The 16,937-nt window shown below is 68.6% G+C and carries 20 protein-coding genes and 2 tRNA genes; 10 read left to right on the top strand and 12 right to left on the bottom strand.

The features are described 5' to 3' along the window. Nucleotides 1-119 precede the first annotated feature (119 nt). Nucleotides 120-911, top strand: coding sequence for a TetR/AcrR family transcriptional regulator (locus ABD893_RS09645; RefSeq protein WP_345078970.1), 792 nt, complete (start codon nucleotides 120-122; stop codon nucleotides 909-911). 58 nt (nucleotides 912-969) lie between these two features. Here the strand turns inward: ABD893_RS09645 and ABD893_RS09640 are convergent, their stop codons facing one another. The 5 genes from ABD893_RS09640 to ABD893_RS09620 all read right to left on the bottom strand — a co-directional run bounded on the left by ABD893_RS09640 (nucleotide 970) and on the right by ABD893_RS09620 (nucleotide 5,253). Beyond that, nucleotides 970-1,533: a cysteine hydrolase family protein gene (locus ABD893_RS09640; RefSeq protein WP_345078967.1), complete on the bottom strand. Its 564-nt coding sequence runs from the start codon at nucleotides 1,531-1,533 to the stop codon at nucleotides 970-972. Then, the gene (locus tag ABD893_RS09635) at nucleotides 1,530-2,423 is read right to left on the bottom strand and encodes an SDR family oxidoreductase (protein ID WP_345078964.1); all 894 of its coding nucleotides are present in this window, start codon (nucleotides 2,421-2,423) and stop codon (nucleotides 1,530-1,532) included. The genes ABD893_RS09640 and ABD893_RS09635 overlap by 4 nt, the downstream gene beginning before the upstream one ends. A 64-nt stretch (nucleotides 2,424-2,487) precedes the next feature. Continuing rightward, complete coding sequence (locus ABD893_RS09630; protein ID WP_345078961.1) at nucleotides 2,488-3,693, bottom strand: alcohol dehydrogenase catalytic domain-containing protein; 1,206 nt, start codon at nucleotides 3,691-3,693, stop codon at nucleotides 2,488-2,490. 55 nt (nucleotides 3,694-3,748) lie between these two features. Then, nucleotides 3,749-4,762 (bottom strand): cation diffusion facilitator family transporter, encoded by a 1,014-nt coding sequence (locus tag ABD893_RS09625; RefSeq protein WP_345078959.1) that lies wholly within the window; start codon nucleotides 4,760-4,762, stop codon nucleotides 3,749-3,751. Next, the gene (locus ABD893_RS09620; protein WP_345078955.1) at nucleotides 4,759-5,253 is read right to left on the bottom strand and encodes a transporter substrate-binding domain-containing protein; all 495 of its coding nucleotides are present in this window, start codon (nucleotides 5,251-5,253) and stop codon (nucleotides 4,759-4,761) included. Before ABD893_RS09620 ends, ABD893_RS09625 begins: the two co-directional genes overlap by 4 nt. A 166-nt stretch (nucleotides 5,254-5,419) precedes the next feature. Between ABD893_RS09620 and ABD893_RS09615 the strand changes: the two genes are divergently transcribed. The 4 genes from ABD893_RS09615 to ABD893_RS09600 all read left to right on the top strand — a co-directional run bounded on the left by ABD893_RS09615 (nucleotide 5,420) and on the right by ABD893_RS09600 (nucleotide 9,663). Next, entirely contained in the window at nucleotides 5,420-5,680 is a 261-nt protein-coding gene (locus tag ABD893_RS09615; protein ID WP_345078952.1) for an ANTAR domain-containing protein, read from the top strand. Between the two features lie 97 nt (nucleotides 5,681-5,777). Next, complete coding sequence (locus ABD893_RS09610; RefSeq protein WP_345078949.1) at nucleotides 5,778-6,815, top strand: TetR/AcrR family transcriptional regulator; 1,038 nt, start codon at nucleotides 5,778-5,780, stop codon at nucleotides 6,813-6,815. A gap of 91 nt (nucleotides 6,816-6,906) precedes the next feature. Next, complete coding sequence (locus ABD893_RS09605; protein WP_345078946.1) at nucleotides 6,907-7,680, top strand: ABC transporter ATP-binding protein; 774 nt, start codon at nucleotides 6,907-6,909, stop codon at nucleotides 7,678-7,680. A gap of 852 nt (nucleotides 7,681-8,532) precedes the next feature. Further along, the gene (locus ABD893_RS09600) at nucleotides 8,533-9,663 is read left to right on the top strand and encodes a ScyD/ScyE family protein (protein ID WP_345078943.1); all 1,131 of its coding nucleotides are present in this window, start codon (nucleotides 8,533-8,535) and stop codon (nucleotides 9,661-9,663) included. 57 nt (nucleotides 9,664-9,720) lie between these two features. On the opposite strand, the gene ABD893_RS09595 is transcribed toward ABD893_RS09600, so the two are convergent. Further along, nucleotides 9,721-9,797 (bottom strand) — tRNA-Lys (locus ABD893_RS09595). A 243-nt stretch (nucleotides 9,798-10,040) separates the two neighbouring features. Here ABD893_RS09595 and ABD893_RS09590 point away from each other — a divergent pair. After that, a complete protein-coding gene (locus ABD893_RS09590; RefSeq protein WP_345078940.1) occupies nucleotides 10,041-10,937 on the top strand; it encodes an NAD-dependent epimerase/dehydratase family protein in 897 nt (298 codons plus the stop codon). A gap of 92 nt (nucleotides 10,938-11,029) precedes the next feature. On the opposite strand, the gene ABD893_RS09585 is transcribed toward ABD893_RS09590, so the two are convergent. Both ABD893_RS09585 and ABD893_RS09580 read right to left on the bottom strand, forming a co-directional pair. Then, a complete protein-coding gene (locus ABD893_RS09585) occupies nucleotides 11,030-11,614 on the bottom strand; it encodes a sugar O-acetyltransferase (protein ID WP_345078937.1) in 585 nt (194 codons plus the stop codon). Between the two features lie 88 nt (nucleotides 11,615-11,702). Then, nucleotides 11,703-12,167 (bottom strand): GNAT family N-acetyltransferase, encoded by a 465-nt coding sequence (locus ABD893_RS09580; RefSeq protein ID WP_345078934.1) that lies wholly within the window; start codon nucleotides 12,165-12,167, stop codon nucleotides 11,703-11,705. A gap of 48 nt (nucleotides 12,168-12,215) precedes the next feature. Here ABD893_RS09580 and ABD893_RS09575 point away from each other — a divergent pair, with 48 nt between their 5' ends. Next, nucleotides 12,216-12,632 carry a YchJ family protein gene (locus tag ABD893_RS09575; RefSeq protein ID WP_345078931.1) on the top strand — a complete coding sequence of 139 codons (417 nt, stop codon included), beginning with the start codon at nucleotides 12,216-12,218 and terminating at the stop codon, nucleotides 12,630-12,632. A 182-nt stretch (nucleotides 12,633-12,814) separates the two neighbouring features. On the opposite strand, the gene ABD893_RS09570 is transcribed toward ABD893_RS09575, so the two are convergent. Together ABD893_RS09570 and ABD893_RS09565 are read right to left on the bottom strand one after the other, a co-directional pair. Further along, nucleotides 12,815-13,201, bottom strand: a complete 387-nt coding sequence (locus ABD893_RS09570) for a hypothetical protein (RefSeq protein WP_345078928.1) — start codon at nucleotides 13,199-13,201, stop codon at nucleotides 12,815-12,817. A gap of 67 nt (nucleotides 13,202-13,268) precedes the next feature. After that, on the bottom strand, nucleotides 13,269-14,024 hold the full coding sequence (locus ABD893_RS09565) for an SDR family oxidoreductase (protein WP_345078925.1): 756 nt from the start codon (nucleotides 14,022-14,024) through the stop codon (nucleotides 13,269-13,271). Nucleotides 14,025-14,105: 81 nt separating this feature from the next. Between ABD893_RS09565 and ABD893_RS09560 the strand changes: the two genes are divergently transcribed. From ABD893_RS09560 to ABD893_RS09550, 3 genes are all read left to right on the top strand, one after another. Further along, nucleotides 14,106-14,187 (top strand) — tRNA-Leu (locus ABD893_RS09560). Nucleotides 14,188-14,218: 31 nt separating this feature from the next. Next, complete coding sequence (locus ABD893_RS09555) at nucleotides 14,219-14,899, top strand: histidine phosphatase family protein (RefSeq protein WP_345078922.1); 681 nt, start codon at nucleotides 14,219-14,221, stop codon at nucleotides 14,897-14,899. Then, nucleotides 14,896-15,438: an NUDIX hydrolase family protein gene (locus ABD893_RS09550; protein WP_345078920.1), complete on the top strand. Its 543-nt coding sequence runs from the start codon at nucleotides 14,896-14,898 to the stop codon at nucleotides 15,436-15,438. The genes ABD893_RS09555 and ABD893_RS09550 overlap by 4 nt, the downstream gene beginning before the upstream one ends. A gap of 81 nt (nucleotides 15,439-15,519) precedes the next feature. Here ABD893_RS09550 and rdgB read toward each other — a convergent pair whose 3' ends face one another. Together rdgB and rph are read right to left on the bottom strand one after the other, a co-directional pair. Beyond that, nucleotides 15,520-16,158: an RdgB/HAM1 family non-canonical purine NTP pyrophosphatase gene (gene rdgB / locus ABD893_RS09545; RefSeq protein WP_345078917.1), complete on the bottom strand. Its 639-nt coding sequence runs from the start codon at nucleotides 16,156-16,158 to the stop codon at nucleotides 15,520-15,522. Continuing rightward, the gene (gene rph, locus ABD893_RS09540; protein ID WP_345078914.1) at nucleotides 16,155-16,913 is read right to left on the bottom strand and encodes a ribonuclease PH; all 759 of its coding nucleotides are present in this window, start codon (nucleotides 16,911-16,913) and stop codon (nucleotides 16,155-16,157) included. Before rph ends, rdgB begins: the two co-directional genes overlap by 4 nt. Nucleotides 16,914-16,937: the final 24 nt, after the last annotated feature.

Raw genomic sequence — 16,937 nt, 5'->3', positions numbered from 1 at the left:
GCAGGGACTAGAATTCCTAGCGGGTAGTGAGACCGGCCATAAGTTCCGCCCAGCCGCACGTACGCCGCGACGGGAGTCGAGTCCGCGCAGGCGGGATGCGGGAATGATCGAGGAGATTAATGACCGAGAAGACCGCCCCTGACAGTCCGGATGTCACGATCGAGGCCGTGATGGATTCGGCACCGATGGAGAGCGTGCTGGCCGCCAGCCCTGCGCCCGGTGCTCCGGGGCTCACGCCGACGCCGGCCGGCCCCGGCACCCCAGGTGCCCCGCACGATCGTTCTCGGGAAGAGGTCCCGGCGCGCAGCGGACGGCGCGAGGAGATACTCGACGGCGCCGCCGAGATGTTCGCCGAGCACGGGTACCACGGCTCCAGCCTGCGAGACATCTCGAGCCACATCGGCATCTCCCATTCCGGCATGCTGCATCACTTCGGCTCGAAGGATGCTCTGCTCGATGGTGTGATCGACCGGATGGAAGAGCATGCCCAGTCCGCACTGGACCGAATCCATGAGATGGAGGGCGACCGCAGCGCACTGCTGCGCGGTCTCGCCCAGGTATGGCATCCGGCCTCCCTGCCGATCCGGCTGCTGGCCACCCTCGACGCCGAGAGCGTCAGCGAGGAGCACCCCGGCCGCTTTCGGCTGGCGAGGTTGCGTCGGGTCCACGAGCATATTCTCGAGACTTGCTTCCTCTCGCTGGCCGAGAAGGGCCTGCTGCGCGAGGACACCGACCCTGCCTTCGTGGGTCGTGCACTGCTGGCCGTGGTGCTGAATCTCGCGGTTCGTGAGAAGACGGTCCGACCGCTCCAGCACCAGCGCTACGACGACGCCCCGCTCGGGGATCTCGCCAAGCAGGTCGAGGCCTTCCTCCGCGCCGAGGAGCCGGAGCCCACCTCCACTCGCAGCTGAGCTGTCCCGAGTCCCGGCGCGCGCCGGAATCGTCGGACTGGATGGACCGGACGGGTCCTCACCCGGTCCACCGTCCGATGGTCTCCTTCACCGTCGCAAGCTCCGCCTGGCGGTCACCGGTGAGCTGATCGAGCACCTTCTCCATATGGTCCGCCCTCTCATCGGCCACCGCCTCGGTGATGATCACTGCCCGGACATTGTTCGCATAGGCGTCACGGGCGGTCTGGGCGATGCAGGCATGGGTGGAGACGCCGGCCATCACCACCTGTTCCACCTGCAGATTGCGCAGGCGCAGCAGCAGATCGGTGCCGAAGAACGCACTGTCACGGGTCTTCTCGATCCGCGTCATGCCCGTGGTGTCGAGCTCCTGGACGACCTCGGTGCCGGGATCCCCGTGGAACAGGTAGCCCTGATCGTCGTCGAGCATGTTCAGCGTCCAGGTCGAGCGGTCCCGGCTGTGCTCGGTGGTGATCAGGAGGATCGGCACCTCAGCACGGCGCGCGGCCTCGGCGAGGGCTATGGCCGAGCGGGTCACCTCGGGGCGCGCCCGTGCCAGCGCCGGCGCCTCGAAGTAGTCCTCCTGCAGATCGATCAGCAGCAGCGCGCTGCTCGGGCCGCTCACGGGGTGGGGCTCCCTCCGGTGACGGCGAGGGTCTCGCCCAGCACGTAGCTCGACTCGGGCGAGGTGAGGAAGACGTACGCCGGGGCGAGTTCGGTGGGCTGTCCGGCACGGCCGAGCGGGGTGTCCTTCCCGAACTCGGGCAGGGCCTCCTTCGGTTGCCCGTCCGAGACCTGCAGGGGTGTCCAGATCGGGCCCGGGGCCACCGCGTTGACCCGGATGCCGCGGGAGGCGACCTGCTGCGCGAGTCCCTTGGTGAAGTTGTTGATCGCCGCCTTGGTCGAGGCATAGTCCACGAGCGTCGGCGAGGGCTGATACGCCTGGATCGAGGTGGTGTTCACGATGGTGGAGCCGGCGGGCAGGTGCGGAAGCGCAGCCTGGGTGATGCGGAACATCGCGTGGATGTTCACCGCGAAGGTGTCCACCCACTGCTGATCTTCGATCTCCTCGAGGCTCTCCACCGCGATCTGGCGGCCTGCATTGTTCACCAGCGCGTCGAGCCCGTCGAGCTCCCGCACCGCGTCCGCGACCAGGCTGCGGCAGAAGTCCGCGTCGATCAGGTCCCCGGGCAGGAGCACGGCTTTTCGACCCTCCTTGCGGATCACCTCGGCGATGTGCTGGGCGTCCTCCTCCTCCTGCGGGAGGTAGTTCAGTGCGACGTCGGCGCCCTCGCGGGCGAAGGCGATCGCGACGGCGGCACCGATGCCGGAATCAGCGCCGGTGATGAGCGCCTTCCGCCCTTTCAGGCGGCCGGTGCCGCGGTAGGACTCCTCGCCCCGGTCGGTGCCGGGGATCAGCTCCGCGTCGAGGCCGGGCTCGGGCTGGTCCTGCTTCGGCGGGGTGATGTCGGGGAAGCGGGTGACGGGATCGGTGAAGGTGAGCTGGTCTGCCATGGGGTTCCTCCTGCGGGGGCGTTATCGGGCTGGGTCAGTGGTGGGCGGACGGCCTGCATGCCGTTCAGGGGACTTCCGACGGCGCAGCCGCGATGGTCGGGTCGAGGATGACCTTGATGCAGCCGTCGTGCTTCTTCTGGAACAGGTCGTAGCCCACTGCAGCCTCCTCGAGCGGCAGCCGGTGGGTGACGAGGTCCCCGACTCCGAGCGGATCGGCGGGATCCTCGACCAGCGGCAGCAGGTCGCCTGTCCAGGCGCGCACGTTGCACTGACCCATGCGCAGCTGGAGCTGCTTGTCGAACATCGTCAGCAGCGGCATGGGGCTGGCTGCACCGCCGTACACCCCGGACAGCGAGACGGTGCCACCGCGTCGCACCAGATCGATGGCCGTGTGGAGGGCCGCGAGCCGGTCCACGCCGGCGTGCTCCATGAGGGGACGGGCCACGGCATCGGGAAGCTTGCCCGCGATGGTCTGGGCGAGGCCCGCGACGGGACTGCCCTCGGCTTCCATTCCCACGGCGTCGATCACCGCATCGGGGCCGCGCCCCTGGGTGCGCTCGCGGATCTCACCGACGGCGTCCTCGCCGAGATCGAGGACCTTTATGCCGTGGCGTTCGGCCATGGCGCGACGCTCGGGCACCGGATCGATGCCGAAGACCCTCGCCCCCAGGTGGCGGCCGATCCTGGCACACAGCTGGCCGACCGGCCCGAGCCCGATCACGGTGAGGGTGCGATGGGCGGGGACCCCGGCGTACTGCACCGCCTGCCAGGCGGTGGGGAGGATGTCGCTGAGGAAGAGGTAGTTCTCGTCGGGGAGCTCGGTGCCGACCTTCATCAGCCCGTAGTCGGCGTGCGGCACTCTGAGGAGCTCGGCCTGGCCGCCGGGCACCTGGCCGTACAGCTTCGAGTAGCCGAGGAGTGCGGCGCCGGAGTTGTGCTCGGTGACCTGGGTGGTCTCGCACTGCGAAGGCAGCCCCTGGGAGCACATGGCGCAGTGGCCGCAGGAGATGGTGAAGGGGACGACGACGCGGTCGCCGGGCCGCACGTGGGTGACGCCCTCGCCGACCTCCTCGACGATTCCCATCGGTTCGTGGCCGATGATGTCGCCGGCGGTCATGAAGGGCCCGAGCACCTCGTAGAGATGCAGGTCCGAGCCGCAGATCGCGGTCGAGGTGACGCGGATGATCGCGTCGGTGGGGTCGTGGAGTATCGGGTCGGGCACGGTCTCCACGCTCACACGCTCGGTGCCCTGCCAGGTCACTGCTCTCATGGTCCCGCCTTCCGGTGTGATCTCGGGGATTCTCCACGCTAGGGGCGATCGCCGTTCATGTCCGCAGTGTCGACCGAAAGGTCTGCCGCGGGGGCAGTTCGGGAACCGGGGCCACGACCACGTCATGGACCTTCCAGTCGAGCTCATGGATCTGGTCACGCAGATCGGCGACCTGGCGAACCGACGGCTCGACCCCCGGGCAGGGGACGACGAACACCTCGGCATGGAAGACATGCCCCTGGTCGCGGACACGGGCAGCAGCCTCGCCCACCCACGGCTCCTGCCCCGCTCGCACTTCGATCTGGCGGGTCAGCGGGTGGGGCTCGGAATCGTCATAGGTGCGGGCCTCGGTGTCGGTGAGGCCGCCGATGGAACCGCGCAGATTCTTCACCCCGTCGCGGAGGATCGAGAGGGACACCAGCAGCGCTGCGGTGGCATCCGCCCACCACAGACCCAGCCCCACTCCGAGCACGCCGGCGATGGTGGCGACCGCCGTGGTCCAGTCCGCCTTGCTCATGTCGGCGTCTGCGAACAGGACCTTGTCGTGCAGCTGTTCGGAGAGCTTCAGCTTCTTCAGCCCCAGGATCACCGGGCCGATGCTCGTCACCACCATGACGATGACCATCAACCAGCCGGACCAGATCGCATGCCCGAACAGCACGGTGAGCCCGATCGGCGGGCGCTCGACCGTGACCAGGCCCGCCACCGAGTCGTACGCCAGATAGGCGCCCATCGTCAGCAGCGCGATCGCAGCGACCAGATGTGCGACGCCGATGGATCGGTGGTAGCCGTAGGGGTGGCGACGGTTCGGTGCCTTGCGGATCCGCCGGGTCGCGACGAGGAAGGCGATCGGGGGGAGCAGCGAGAGCATGTCCTCTGCCCAGGCCGCCCGCATCGCCTGGGACTGACCGGCGACGAGCGCGACCAGCACGACAGTGCAGGTCATCCAGGCCAGCGTGATCCATTCCAGGCGGACGGCTCGCTGGAGCGCATCGCGCTGTGCGGCTCCGAAGGCGTCGTGCCCCGATCCGGTGTCCTCCTCGCCGGCCTCCGGCTCTCTGCCGCTCACAGCTCACCTGCTCGTTCGGCGAGGTATCTCTCGAGGTCCACCAGCAGGGCGTTCTCCCCCGGTCGCACGCCCATCACGATGTCCACCGGCTTCCCGTCCGGACCCTGAGCAGTGGCGTAGGGGCGGGTCAGCGCGATCTCCGAGGTCCAAGGGACGTCCGAGGCGAGCCCGCCGATCACCAGATCAAGGTGTCCCTCCTTCATCTCGGCAGCCAGCATGTTCTCACCTCCGGGGATCCAGCGGATCTCGGCATCGATCGTCTCTGCGTAGTCGTTCAGCAGCTCGACCTCGGTGCCGCTGACAGAGCCGTCGGGGGCGACCTCCGTCCAGGGTGCGTTCTCAGCGATGCCGACCCGGAGCTCACCCTCGGTCGCCCGGTCCAGGGTGCCCTGCGCGTCGGCGGGGAAGTTTCCCTGGCAGCCCGCGGCCACCAGCAGAAGGACCCCTAGCAGGATCAGCTGGCGCACCTGTCGCATGACTGTCCAGCTCATCGTCCTCACCGTGCTCTCCATGGGGTGCAGAACGCCGTGTCCTCTCGTGGGTGATCACTCTAGGCAGTCACCGCTGCGGAGGTCCGTCCGATCGGTCGAGGGCCGCAACCTGCACAGGGGGCGGTCACCTGTTGACCCTTTCGCGTGCTGCGCGTGTGATGACCCTGTGGCGGATCCGCTGCGGCTGGCGGTACGACTGGCGCGACAGCGCGAGTCGGAGATCGACCTCCGGCCAGCGCTCGAGTCCTGGACGGTGATCGACCTGGCGGTAGGCGTGATCATGGGACAGAACCGGTGCAGCCAGGACGAGGCGGTGACGATGCTCAAAACCGCCTCCAACCACCGCAAGGTCACGCTGCGGGAGCTGGCGACGCAGCTGGTGGCCTCGGTGAGCTCGGAGCCTGCCCGCACCGTCTTCGAGAACTGATCGCACCTCGGATTGCACCTCGGAGAGGACGTGGATAGCCTTCTGCCTGGTCTAGCAGAAGGCCGAGTCCTTGTGCTTCACGAAATGGCCTCCACCCATGCCCCACACCCTCTCCGTGACCGTCCGCGTCGATCTGGATCTGCGCGAGATCCAGCTCTCCGTCGCGGGTTGCCTCACTGCCGAGACCCACACCGCCCTGATACCAATCGTCCGCCAGGCGTGGGGACTCGAACCGGCCCCCTGCCTCACGCTCGATCTGACCGGAGCGGAGCACATCGACCTGGATGGGTTGATGCCGCTGCGGCACGCGATCGATCGGGAGTCCGAGGACGGCGCGGCGCAAGTGGACTACCGCCTGCCCGACCCCTTGCCCGTGTGCCGACGGACCGTCGTCGCTCCGCGCCTGTCGGGCACCGCTGATGACCTGATCCTGGAGAGTGCGCACCGGGCTGCTCCCCTGGCGCCCCTCGCGCTCGTGCGCAGCGACCACCGCGCCTCCCCCGCGTCGCCGGCACAGGCACCTGACCAGGCCCGCGGATCCCGAGCCCGCACTCGGCGGGAGGAGATCCTCGAAGGGGCAGCGGAGATGTTCGCCGAGCGCGGGTACTACGGGGCGAGCCTGCGGGACATCAGCCGTCACATCGGGATCTCCCACCCGGGCCTGATGCACCACTTCCCGTCCAAGGAGATCCTGCTGGACAGCGTCATCGATCTGCTCGAGGCCCATGCGCAGCGGATCCTCGACCAGGCCGAGACGATGCATGCGAGCCCCGAGGCGATGGTGGCGGAGCTCACCGTGCACTGGGACCCCTCCGCACTGCCGACTCAGCTGCTGGCCACTCTCGGCGCGGAGTCCGTCAGCGGAGATCACCCTGGACGGTTCCGTATGGCGCGGCTGCGCCGCGTCCACGAGCACATCTTCGAGGGGTGCTTCACGGAGTTCGCGAAGCTGAGCATGCTCCGCGAAGGTCTCGATCCGGGTTTCGCGAGCCGGGCGATGTTCGGCCTCGTGCTGAGCCTCGCCGTCCGGGAGCGGACGGTGCGCACGATGCAGACCGGGGCGCATGAGGATGCCCCTGCGGAGGAGCTGGAACGGCTGGCGCGCTCGTTCCTGCAGGTCGACGCCGCAGACTGACCTCCTGATCTCGCCGCGCCGGCCATCGGAGGGGGTCCCCAGGTCCCCTGGCTAGAGTGCCTCTGTCCTGCCACCGCGAGGAAAGACCCTGATGCCAGCTTCGACGACGCTCACCGCCACCTCCCTGCATGCCGGATATCCCGGCGAGCAGGTGCTTCAGGGCATCGACCTCACGCTCAGCGCCGGGGATCCGCCGCTGGGCCTGCTGGGCCCCTCCGGAGCGGGAAAGACGACTCTGCTCGCCTCGCTCAGCGGAGAGCACATCCCCGATGCCGGGGAGGTCACCTGGAACGGGCGCCGAGTCTCGAAGCTGCGCGGGAAGGACCGTAAGACCTTCCGCGCCGCGGTCCGCTTCGTCTCGCAGTACGCGATGACCATCACGGATCCCCGCGAGACCGTGCGTTCCCGACTCGAGCTGGCCGCGAAGGTGGCACGCAAGGGCGGCCGCACCCACTCCGTCTCCGCTGCGGAGATGCTCGAATCCGTCGGCCTCGCCGAGCACTTCCTGCCCCGCACCATGCGCACCCTCTCCGGCGGGGAGATCCAACGGGTCGCGCTCGCGACAGCGCTCGCCACCCGCCCCGAGCTCCTGGTGCTCGACGAGCCGCTCACCGCGGTGGATCCGAACACCAGGGCCCGGATCGCGGCCACCCTCGCCGCCACCATCCAGCGCCTCGGCATCGGCACCCTGATCGCCTCGCACGACGTCGAGCTGCTGCAGCGGCTGTGCCCGCAGATCGTCTTCCTCGGCGACGGGCAGCTGCTGGCCCGCGGCACGCTCTCCGAAGTCCTCGCCAAGACCGAGCACGAGCCGATCCGGGAGCTGGCCGAGGCGAATCCGGCGGCGGTGCGCCGCTTCCGCTGAGGATCTCTGGATCGCAGGATCGCAGCCGACGGTTCTACGTCCCCGCCAGCCACGGCACGCTCAGAGATTAGAAGAGCTGCTCGAACACGTAGAACGCGTCGGTCTCGCCATCGATGCAGAACAGGATGAAGTTCTGGTCGGCCCTCACGGGGTCGCCGCAGCGGAGGCTGTCCAGCAGATCATCCGTGATCGGCGCGCCGGCTGAGGCGGAGATCTCGCTGACGGACGGCGCACCATCGTGGGGAACACCATGCGCATATGACGCTGGATCCTACACTCCGGTGCGGTCCGCGGCGGGTATGTCGAGCACGTACACTTCGTCCCTGCCGCCGTGAAAGTCCGCCTCGGAGCTGTAATACTCCCGCACTTCTGCGCTCTCCGGGACCTCGATGTCCCACGCGCTCTCCACCCGGGGCAGGTACGACTCGGGGTCGCTCGGGGCAGTTGCTCCGCAGGCGCTCAGCATCAGGAGTGCGGATGCCGCGCACGGTGCAGCAGTGAGTCTGGGGGAGCTCAATGACGCCATGAGGCGCCTTTCCGTGCCTGAGGAGCGGCCGCGGCAGCTCCCTGTGAAGATGCCGATTCTCGCGCGGATGTCATGTGGGCAGGCTATGGCCGGGAGCTGACGCCAGGTCCCGTCTCCCCGATCCCTCCACCAGATGTCCATCGATATGTTCATCGACGCCAGCTCCGGGCGTGCGCCACCCTGAATCCGCTCGGCACAGCTTCTGACGCCTCCCACTGCTACCGGACATATCGGGCAGGTGTTGGCCTATCCATCCGCGCCATCACGGACTACTGTGGCGAAAAGCCGCCGCAACGGTGCCGCGGTGTGGTATAGGAGGGTTCACCATGCTTCGTCATCGAACCACTCGGCTGCTGGCCGCGGCCGGCGCTCTCGCCCTCGGGGCGGCTCTCCTCGGAGCCTCCCCAGCCGTCGCGCAGGGCGCAGCCGAGCCGGACGTCGAGATCATCGCCACGGGACTGAACAGCCCTCGCCACCTGACCTTCAGCCCAGGCGGAGCCCTCTATGTCGCCGAGGCGGGCACCGGTGGCCCCACAGCCGAAGCGGGAGGGAACTGCCACCCCCTCACCGCAGCCGCCAGCGCCTGCCTCGGTGCCACCGGCTCGATCGCCCAGATCACGGACCACGGCGTCGAGCGCGTGGTCACCGGGCTCCCGTCCGTGGCGAACGACAGCGAGGCGATCGGCCCCTTCGACATCGCCTTCACCGGGAATCATCGCTTTGCGATCAGCATCGGCCTGGGCGGCTCCCCTGAGCATCGAGACGCCTTCGGTACAGACGGCAAGAACCTAGGGACCATCGTCACCGGCAGCCTCAAGCCCCAGCACAGCGGCGGCAGGATCTCCCTCGCATTCGATGCTGTCGCTCATGAGGACGCGCACAGCGTCGATACCCCCATAGACAGCAACCCGACCGGTCTCGCCCTCAGCGGAAACGGATACGTCTACCTGGACGCCGGAGGAAACTCACTGGTCTCCACCCGAAAGGGTGGGACCACAGTCGCAGGATTCAGCCCGTTGCTGACCACGCAGCCCGGGCCGACGCCCATCGGGTTCCCCGCAGACGCAGTCCCCAGTGATGTGGTGCAGGGACCGGATGGCGCCTGGTACGTCTCGCAGCTCGTCGGCTTCCCCTTCGAAAAGGGGTCCTCGACGATCTGGCGGGTCGCTCCCGGGCACGCACCCGAGCCATATGCCACCGGACTCACGAACGTCACCTCCCTCGCCTTCGCGAAGGACGGAAGGCTCTATGCCGTGGAGCTGGCAACCAGCGGGCTGCTGAACGGGCCCATCGGCGCGTTGCGCGAGATCGCCCCCGGTAGCGACCAGCACGAGATCATCGCCGGCGGTCTGGATCAGCCGTACGGGCTCGCGATCCGCGACGGGGACGCCTACCTCACGCTCGGCGCAGCTGCTCCTGTCCCCGGCGGAGGCAGCGTGGTGCGGATCGGGCTCTGAGCCCTCCTCTGCACGAAAGACGAAGAGGCCCCACCTGGAAGGTGGGGCCTCTCTCGCTGGTGCGCCATCAGGGACTCGAACCCCGGACCTACTGATTAAGAGTCAGCCGCTCTAACCAACTGAGCTAATGGCGCGAACAGAAAAGAACTTTACCCCCATGAGGCCGCAGGTCCAACTCGAGGGGCCACTGTGTGAGCGAGCGAACAGCGGCGCGTCCAGACGCGCCCACGGCGGGTCTGCGTCGAGCCACTGTCGGACCGACGGGTCCACCAGGACTCCCGGCGGCGCGGGGACCTGCTGTAATCCTCTAGACTCGATTCTCACAGGAAGCTCGGCGCGCGAGGACCCCCGCAGGTCGCTCGCCAGAGGAGGTCAGTGTGCGGATCGCGATCACCGGTGCCACAGGTGTGCTTGGCCAGGAAGCCGTCGAAGCGCTGGTCGCCGCCGGCCATGAGGTCACCGGCATCACCCGCCGCGACTCCGGGGTCCCGATCATCGAAGGACGTGGCGGCAACGCCCTCGTCGCCGATGTGTTCGACGCCGAAGATCTGACCCGCGCCTTCCGTGGCCATGACGTCGTGATCAACACGCTCGCGCATGTCCCGGTCGGCATGTCCGGGCTGCGGCCGCTGGCCTGGCGGGAGGATGACCGGCTCCATCTCGAAGCATCTGTGGCGATCGCGAAGGCCGCCGCCCAGGCTGGGGCACGGCGCCTGATCCAGGAGTCCACGATCTTCCTCTACCCGGATAACGGCGCGGAGTGGATCAGTGAGGACCTCGCACTCAGCGTCCGGAACCAGGCGTTCCGTCCCCGGGTGAAGGAGATGCGAGCTGCGGTCGACTTCGCGACTTCGGGCCGCAGCGCCGTGGTCCTGCGCCTCGGCCAGCTGTTCGGCCGGGACCAGCACACCACCCATGCCCTGAAGGCGACGCGCGAGGGTGATCCGATCCTGCTGGGCAAGCCGGATCACTACATCACCCTCCTGCACCATTCCGATGCTGGCCGTGCGTTCGTCGCCGCTCTGCGCGCGAACAGCGGGTTCTACAACGTCGGTGGCGAGCCGATCACGAAGAAGCGCTGGGCGAAGGATCTCTCCGCAGAGGCGGGGACCGAGAACCCGGCGAAGTTCTATCCGGAGATCACCCAGGCGATCGTCGGCACCCGGCTCGAGGTGCAGCGCCGCTCGTTGCGGGTCTCCTCGGTGCGGTTCATGTCCGAGACCGGGTGGCGGCCCACTGTGGGCCCCTCCACCCCGGGCTGGTCACGCCGCTGAGCCCTGCCTGTTCTCCTGCGCTGCGGCCCCTCTGGATCGCCGACGCTCCCTCCGGTGCCCTGAAGTTCCACGCTGATGTTCCACGCCGCGGCTCAGAGCTCGCGGAGCACCCGTGCCGGGTTCCCGACCGCGAGGCTGCGCGCCGGAATGTCCTTCGTGACGACGCTGCCCGCTCCGATCACCGCTCCGTCGCCGATGCTCACGCCGGGCAGCACGGTCACTCCCCCACCGATCCAGACGTCGTCGCCGATGAGGATCGGCTCCGCCGCCTCCCAGCCCTGACGGCGCGATTCGAGCTCGAGCGGATGGATCGGGGTGAGCAGCTGAATGTTCGGACCCAGCTGGCAGTTCTTCCCGATTCTGATCTCGACCACATCGAGGGCGGTGAGCTGGAAGTTCACGAACGTCCCCTCACCGATGTGCAGCTGAGTGCCGTAGTCGACCCGCAGCGGGGCCCGCACATGTGCCCCCTCCCCGAAGCTGCCCAGGAGCCCGCGCAGGATGTCCTGGGCGGCCTCGGGATCTGCGGCGTAGGCGTTGGTGAAGCGTTCGGTCTCGGTCAGTGCGTGGCGGAAGGCGCGCTGGATCTCCGGATCGTCGGCGATGTACCAGTCGCCTGCGATCATCTGTTCCCAGGAGCTGCGGGGATCGTTCTGGTCGATATGGAAGCTCTTCATGAGGATGAGCGTAGGCGGCGATCCCGGCGGTGCGCACCTCGGGGTGCGGGAGAGTGCCGCCGGGCCGCCATGTCCCTGGGGCGGCGAGTCACCGGGGCAGTCGCATCCCCAGGCTCGGGTCCGAGTCCACGAATCCCAGGGAGCGGTAGAGGCTCTGCCCGGGCGGATCGGCGAGAAGCGTGATGTAGGGCTGCGGCGGGGCGACATCGTCGATCCGTGCGATCAGCTGCTCCATCACGACCCGTCCCAGCCCCCGCCGCTGGTGGGAGGGATCGGTCGCGATATCGGCGAGGTGGAAATACCAGGTGCCGTCGCCGATCACGCGCCCCATCGCCGCCAGGACGCCCTCTGCTGTGCGCACCGTGGTCCAGGCCCAGCTCGCGCTCAGGGCACCCGAGGCCTGCGCCGGAGTGCGGGGGCTCAGACCTGATTCCCGACGCAGCTGCACGTACTCCTCGCTCGTCGGCGGCTCCTCGAGCAGCCGGTAGCCGGTCGGCAGCAGCGCCGGGACTCGGGTCGGCCCGGTGACGGAGCGGGAAGAATTCTCGGGCATGCCCCGATCCTGTCATCACTACGAGGCGCTCAGCGGAATACTCGAGAGATGAGTACGCCTCCCACTGCCCTGCCTGACAGCTCTCGGTGCCCCTGCGGCAGCGGCGACACCTTCGGTGGCTGCTGCGGCCCCGTGCTGCGGCAGGAGCGTCGCGCCGGCACCGCGGAGGCGATGATGCGCTCGCGCTACACCGCCTTCGCGGTACGTGATCTCGAACATCTGCTGCGCTCCTGGCACGCCAGCACCCGACCTCCGCGCGAAGAGCTCGCAGAGTCGCTCGAGGAGGGCCTGCGCTGGTTGCGTCTGGACGTGCTCGCCACCCTCGAGGGTGGTCCGTTCGAGAATGTCGGCACCGTGGAGTTCGTGGCGGTCTCGAAAGGACCGCAGGGGCGCCAGGAGCAGCATGAGGTCTCGCGCTTCGTCCGGGAGGACGGCAGCTGGTTCTACGTCGACGGCGAGGTCTGAGCCTTCCCGTGGGTAGCTGGTTCCGCACGTGTCGCTGCTTCCGCTGGCGCAACGTGTGGCGCCGACACCGGCATGCTACCGAACGGTCGTCGGACTCCCCCAAGCCCCCGAGATGCACTCAGCGCCGGTCGCGATGGCGACCGGCGCTGAACAGTGCACAGGGCTGAACGCCCGCGCGAGGGTCACTCCTTCGCTGCGTGGGCCTTCTCCTTGGCCTTCTGCTTTGCGGCCTTCGCCTGCGCGGCCGCGTGGTCCTTCCGTGCTTTCTCGCCCGCCTTCTTCGCGGCCTTCTCATCCCCTCCGGACAGCACGATCGCCGCAGCGATCCCTGCACCGATGAGGACCACGCCGATGACGCCGCCTGCGATCGCTACCGGGAGCGTTGCAGGGGACTTTCCGTCACCGGCCGCGGAAAAACCCTTCACCGCACCGGTGATCTCGTTCTTCCAGCGCGTCGCCGCGTTCTTCGGGTTCACGCGATTGATCAGCTCGTCGATGTCGGACGCGAGATTGTCCTGTCGGCGATATGCCTCATCGCGCATCTCGTCCAGGTTCTTCTTCTTGGCCACCACTGCCTCCGGGGTCGTCAGGGTCTGCTGTACAGATCGTATCGCGGTCAGGTCGTTGCAGGCGCCGTCAGCCCTGGGTGCGGGCCAGGAAGTCGTCGGCGCCGCCGACCAGCTCGATGTGCCCGGTCTCGACGTCCGCGCTCGCCATCTTCGCGATCTCGGCGGCGAACTCCTCGACGGAGTAGAGCTTGCCTGCCGCCTCGCGGCGCGCCTCGAGCGCTCCGGGCCGTGCCCGGTCCAGCAGGGTCGCGGTGACGGTGCCCTCGATCATGTCGGCGGAGACAACCACGAAGGAGACTCCGGCACCGGACATCTCCGGCAGGCGCTCGGTCAGCGCCGTCTCTCCCGCCCGCTTGGACCGCGCGACCTGCTCGTATTCGGGCATGGTCTCGACCTCGTCGATGAAGTGCGCCTGGTGGCTGGTCACGAAGACCACCCGGCCGCCCTCGGGGAGATGCTCGAGCCCGGCGGTGAGCGCAGCGGACTGGGCGTCACGGTTCAGCCGCATCGCATAGTCCTCGCCGAGGTTGGTCTCCATCCCGCCGGAGGCGTTCAGGACCAGCAGGTCCAGGCCGCCGAAGGTGTCGATCGCGGTCTGCATCAGGGTGCGCAGGCCCTCGGCCTCGGTGAGATCCGCGCCGACGGCGACAGCCTTGCCGCCTGCGGCCTCGATCTCAGCGACCACCTTGTTGGCGCGGGGTGCCTTCTGGCGGTAGTTGATGACGACGTTCGCACCGTCGGCGGCGAGCAGCTTCGCGGTGGCAGCACCGACTCCTCGGGACGAACCGGTGACGACGGCGGTCTTGCCTGCGAGGGCGCTCATGAATGCTCCTGGTATGTCGAGGTCTGGAAGACCATCCGAGCCTACCGGAGCATGGCCGCTGGACAGTTAGGCTTGGTGCGCGCGCGAGTGGCGGAATTGGTAGACGCGCTGGATTTAGGTTCCAGTGCCCCAGGGCGTGAGGGTTCGAGTCCCTTCTCGCGCACGCATCACCCCTGCGTTGAGGAGACAGCTTCATGACCCTGTTCGGACTCGTCCGCCATGGGCAGACGGACTACAACCTGAAGAACCTGTTCCAGGGGTCCTCTGACATCCCCTTGAACGCGACCGGGATCGCCCAGGCGCATGCCGCCTTCGATGAACTGCCGGCAGTGGACTGGGACGTGGTGATCACCTCACCGCTGCAGCGCGCCGAGCAGACCGGCCGGATCATCGGCGAGGACCACCGCATCCCCTTCGGCGGCACCTACGCCCGCCTGGTGGAGATCGACTGGGGCGCTGCCGAGGGTCATGCCGTCGAGGAGATGGAAGCGACCTATCCGGGACGCTCGTTCCCCGGGCGTGAGGACCACCAGGCGGTCGCCGACCGCGGATACGACGCCCTGGAGGCGCTCGAGGAGCGCTACCCGGGCAAGAAGGTGCTCGTCGTCGCGCATGGCACGCTGATCCGTTTCCTGCTCTCGGGCATCATCGAGCAGCCGATGCCCTCGATCCCCAACGCGACGCTGTCCCTGGTCGAGCTCGAGGGCATCACCTGGCGGGTCCGGATGATCGCCGGCGCGGAGGTCGATCATGCAGTCAAGGTGGTCTCCCGTGCGCAGAATCCCCGCTTCTTCGTCGAGAAGTCTCAGCTGGCCCCGGCACAGATCGCCGCCGGCACTGACCGAAGCAACCCCGCAGGAGGAGACACCGCATGAGCAATCGCACCGCCGTGGATTCCGAGGGCTCCTGGTTCGAGCCTGAGCAGGTCACCGAGCTTCGTCGTCGGCTGCCGATCCCCTACGTGGACATCATTCCCGTGCGCACCGATGTGGACGGCTCCGTCGAAGAGGTCGGTCTGCTGCTGCGCGCCTCCGGTGCCGGGCAGATCGTGCGCGCGATCGTCTCTGGTCGGGTGCTCGTGCACGAGATGATCCGGGAGGCGATCGCTCGACACATCGAGAAGGACCTGGGTCCGATGGCGATGCCGCGGATCCCGGTCTCCCCGGTGCCCTTCACCGTCGCCGAGTACTTCCCCACCCCCGGGGTCTCGCCCTTCCATGATCCGCGCCAGCACGCGATCTCGCTGGCCTATGTGGTGCCGGTCGATGGAGAGACCGCCCCGCAGGAGGATGCGCTCGAGCTGGCCTGGTTCGGGGTCGACGAGCTGCTCTCGGACTCCTCTCCGCTCGAGGAGATGAACGGCGGCCGGGATCTGCTGATCCGGCGCGCGCTCGCCCACGTCGGCGCCGCCTGAGCGGGCCGGAGGACGCCGGCGGCCCCGGCTCGGAGGTTCCTCTCCGGGCCGGGGCCGTCGTCATCTCGGGGGCGTGGCAGTTCAACCCAGCAGCTGGGCGACGTGGCCTGCGAGGGCCCGGAAGGCCTTCCCGCGATGGGAGATCGCATCCTTCTCCGCAGGGCTCAGCTCGGCGGCCGAGCGCGTCTCGCCTTCGGGCAGGAACAGCGGGTCGTATCCGAATCCGCCCTCGCCATGGCGTTCCCGCAGCAGGGTGCCCACCATCTCGCCCCGTTCGACGCTCTCGGTGCCGTCGGGGGCGACCAGCGCGGCCGCGCAGACGAACCGCGCGCCGCGGTGCTGCTCGGGGACATCACCGAGCTGCGCGAGGAGCAGGTCGTTGTTCGCCTCATCGTCCCCGTGCCGGCCGCTCCAGCGGGCGGAGAAGATGCCGGGCGCTCCGCCGAGCACATCGACCGCGAGGCCGGAATCGTCGGCGACCCCGAGCAGCCCGGTGGCCGCCGCAGCGGAGCGGGCCTTCAGCAGCGCATTGCCCTCGAAGCTCACCTCATCCTCGACCACGTCCGGCAGGTCGATCCCCGCCGAGGAGATTACCTGCTCCGGTGCGAGACCCGGCACTGCGGCGGTGAGGATCCGCTGCAGCTCGGCCAGCTTCTTCGCGTTGTGCGAGGCGAGGATGACCCGCGCCCCGGCTGGGATCGTGGTGTGCGCTCCGCTCATCGCTGCTGCGCGAGCACGTCGCGCTGGATCTGCGCGAGCTCGGCGCAGCCGTCCGTGGCGAGGTCCAGCAGTGCCCCCAGCTCGGTGCGGTCGAAGGGCGCACCCTCGGCGGTGCCCTGCACCTCCACGAAGGAGCCGGAGCCGGTGACCACGACGTTCATATCCGTCTGCGCAGTGACGTCCTCGCGGTACTCGAGGTCCAGCAGCGGGCGGCCCTCGACGATGCCGACGCTGATCGCGCTCACCGAGTCGGTGAGGACCTGCTTCGCGGCGGGGAGCGAGGTGTGCTGCTTGCCCCAGGTGATCGCATCGGCGAGCGCAACATAGGCGCCGGTGATCGCGGCGGTGCGGGTGCCGCCGTCGGCCTGGAGCACATCGCAGTCCAGCTGGATGGTGTTCTCACCCAGCGCGTCCAGGTCGATGATCGCGCGCAGCGAGCGGCCGATCAGACGGGAGATCTCGTGGGTGCGGCCGCCGATCTTGCCCTTGACGGATTCGCGGGGGGACCTGGTGTTGGTCGCGCGGGGCAGCATCGCGTACTCGGCGGTGACCCAGCCGGAGCCGGAGCCCTGCTTCCAGCGCGGCACGCCTGCGCTGAACGAGGCGGTGCACAGCACGCGGGTGCGGCCGAACTCGATCAGTGCGCTGCCTTCGGCCTGATCCAGCCAGCCGCGGGTGATGCGGACCTCGCGCAGCTGGTCAGGGGTGCGGCCGTCGACGCGGTCACCGATGGGGGTCTGGTGCGGAGAGCTCATGGAGCTCCTTCCTCGAAGTGGGGA

Origin of the sequence: Brachybacterium paraconglomeratum, assembly GCF_039541415.1 — a bacterium.
GTDB classification, from domain to species: Bacteria; Actinomycetota; Actinomycetes; order Actinomycetales; family Dermabacteraceae; genus Brachybacterium; species Brachybacterium paraconglomeratum_A.
The sequence above is the reverse complement of the archived record's forward strand: the minus strand, read 5'-3'. Positions and strand labels throughout refer to the sequence as shown.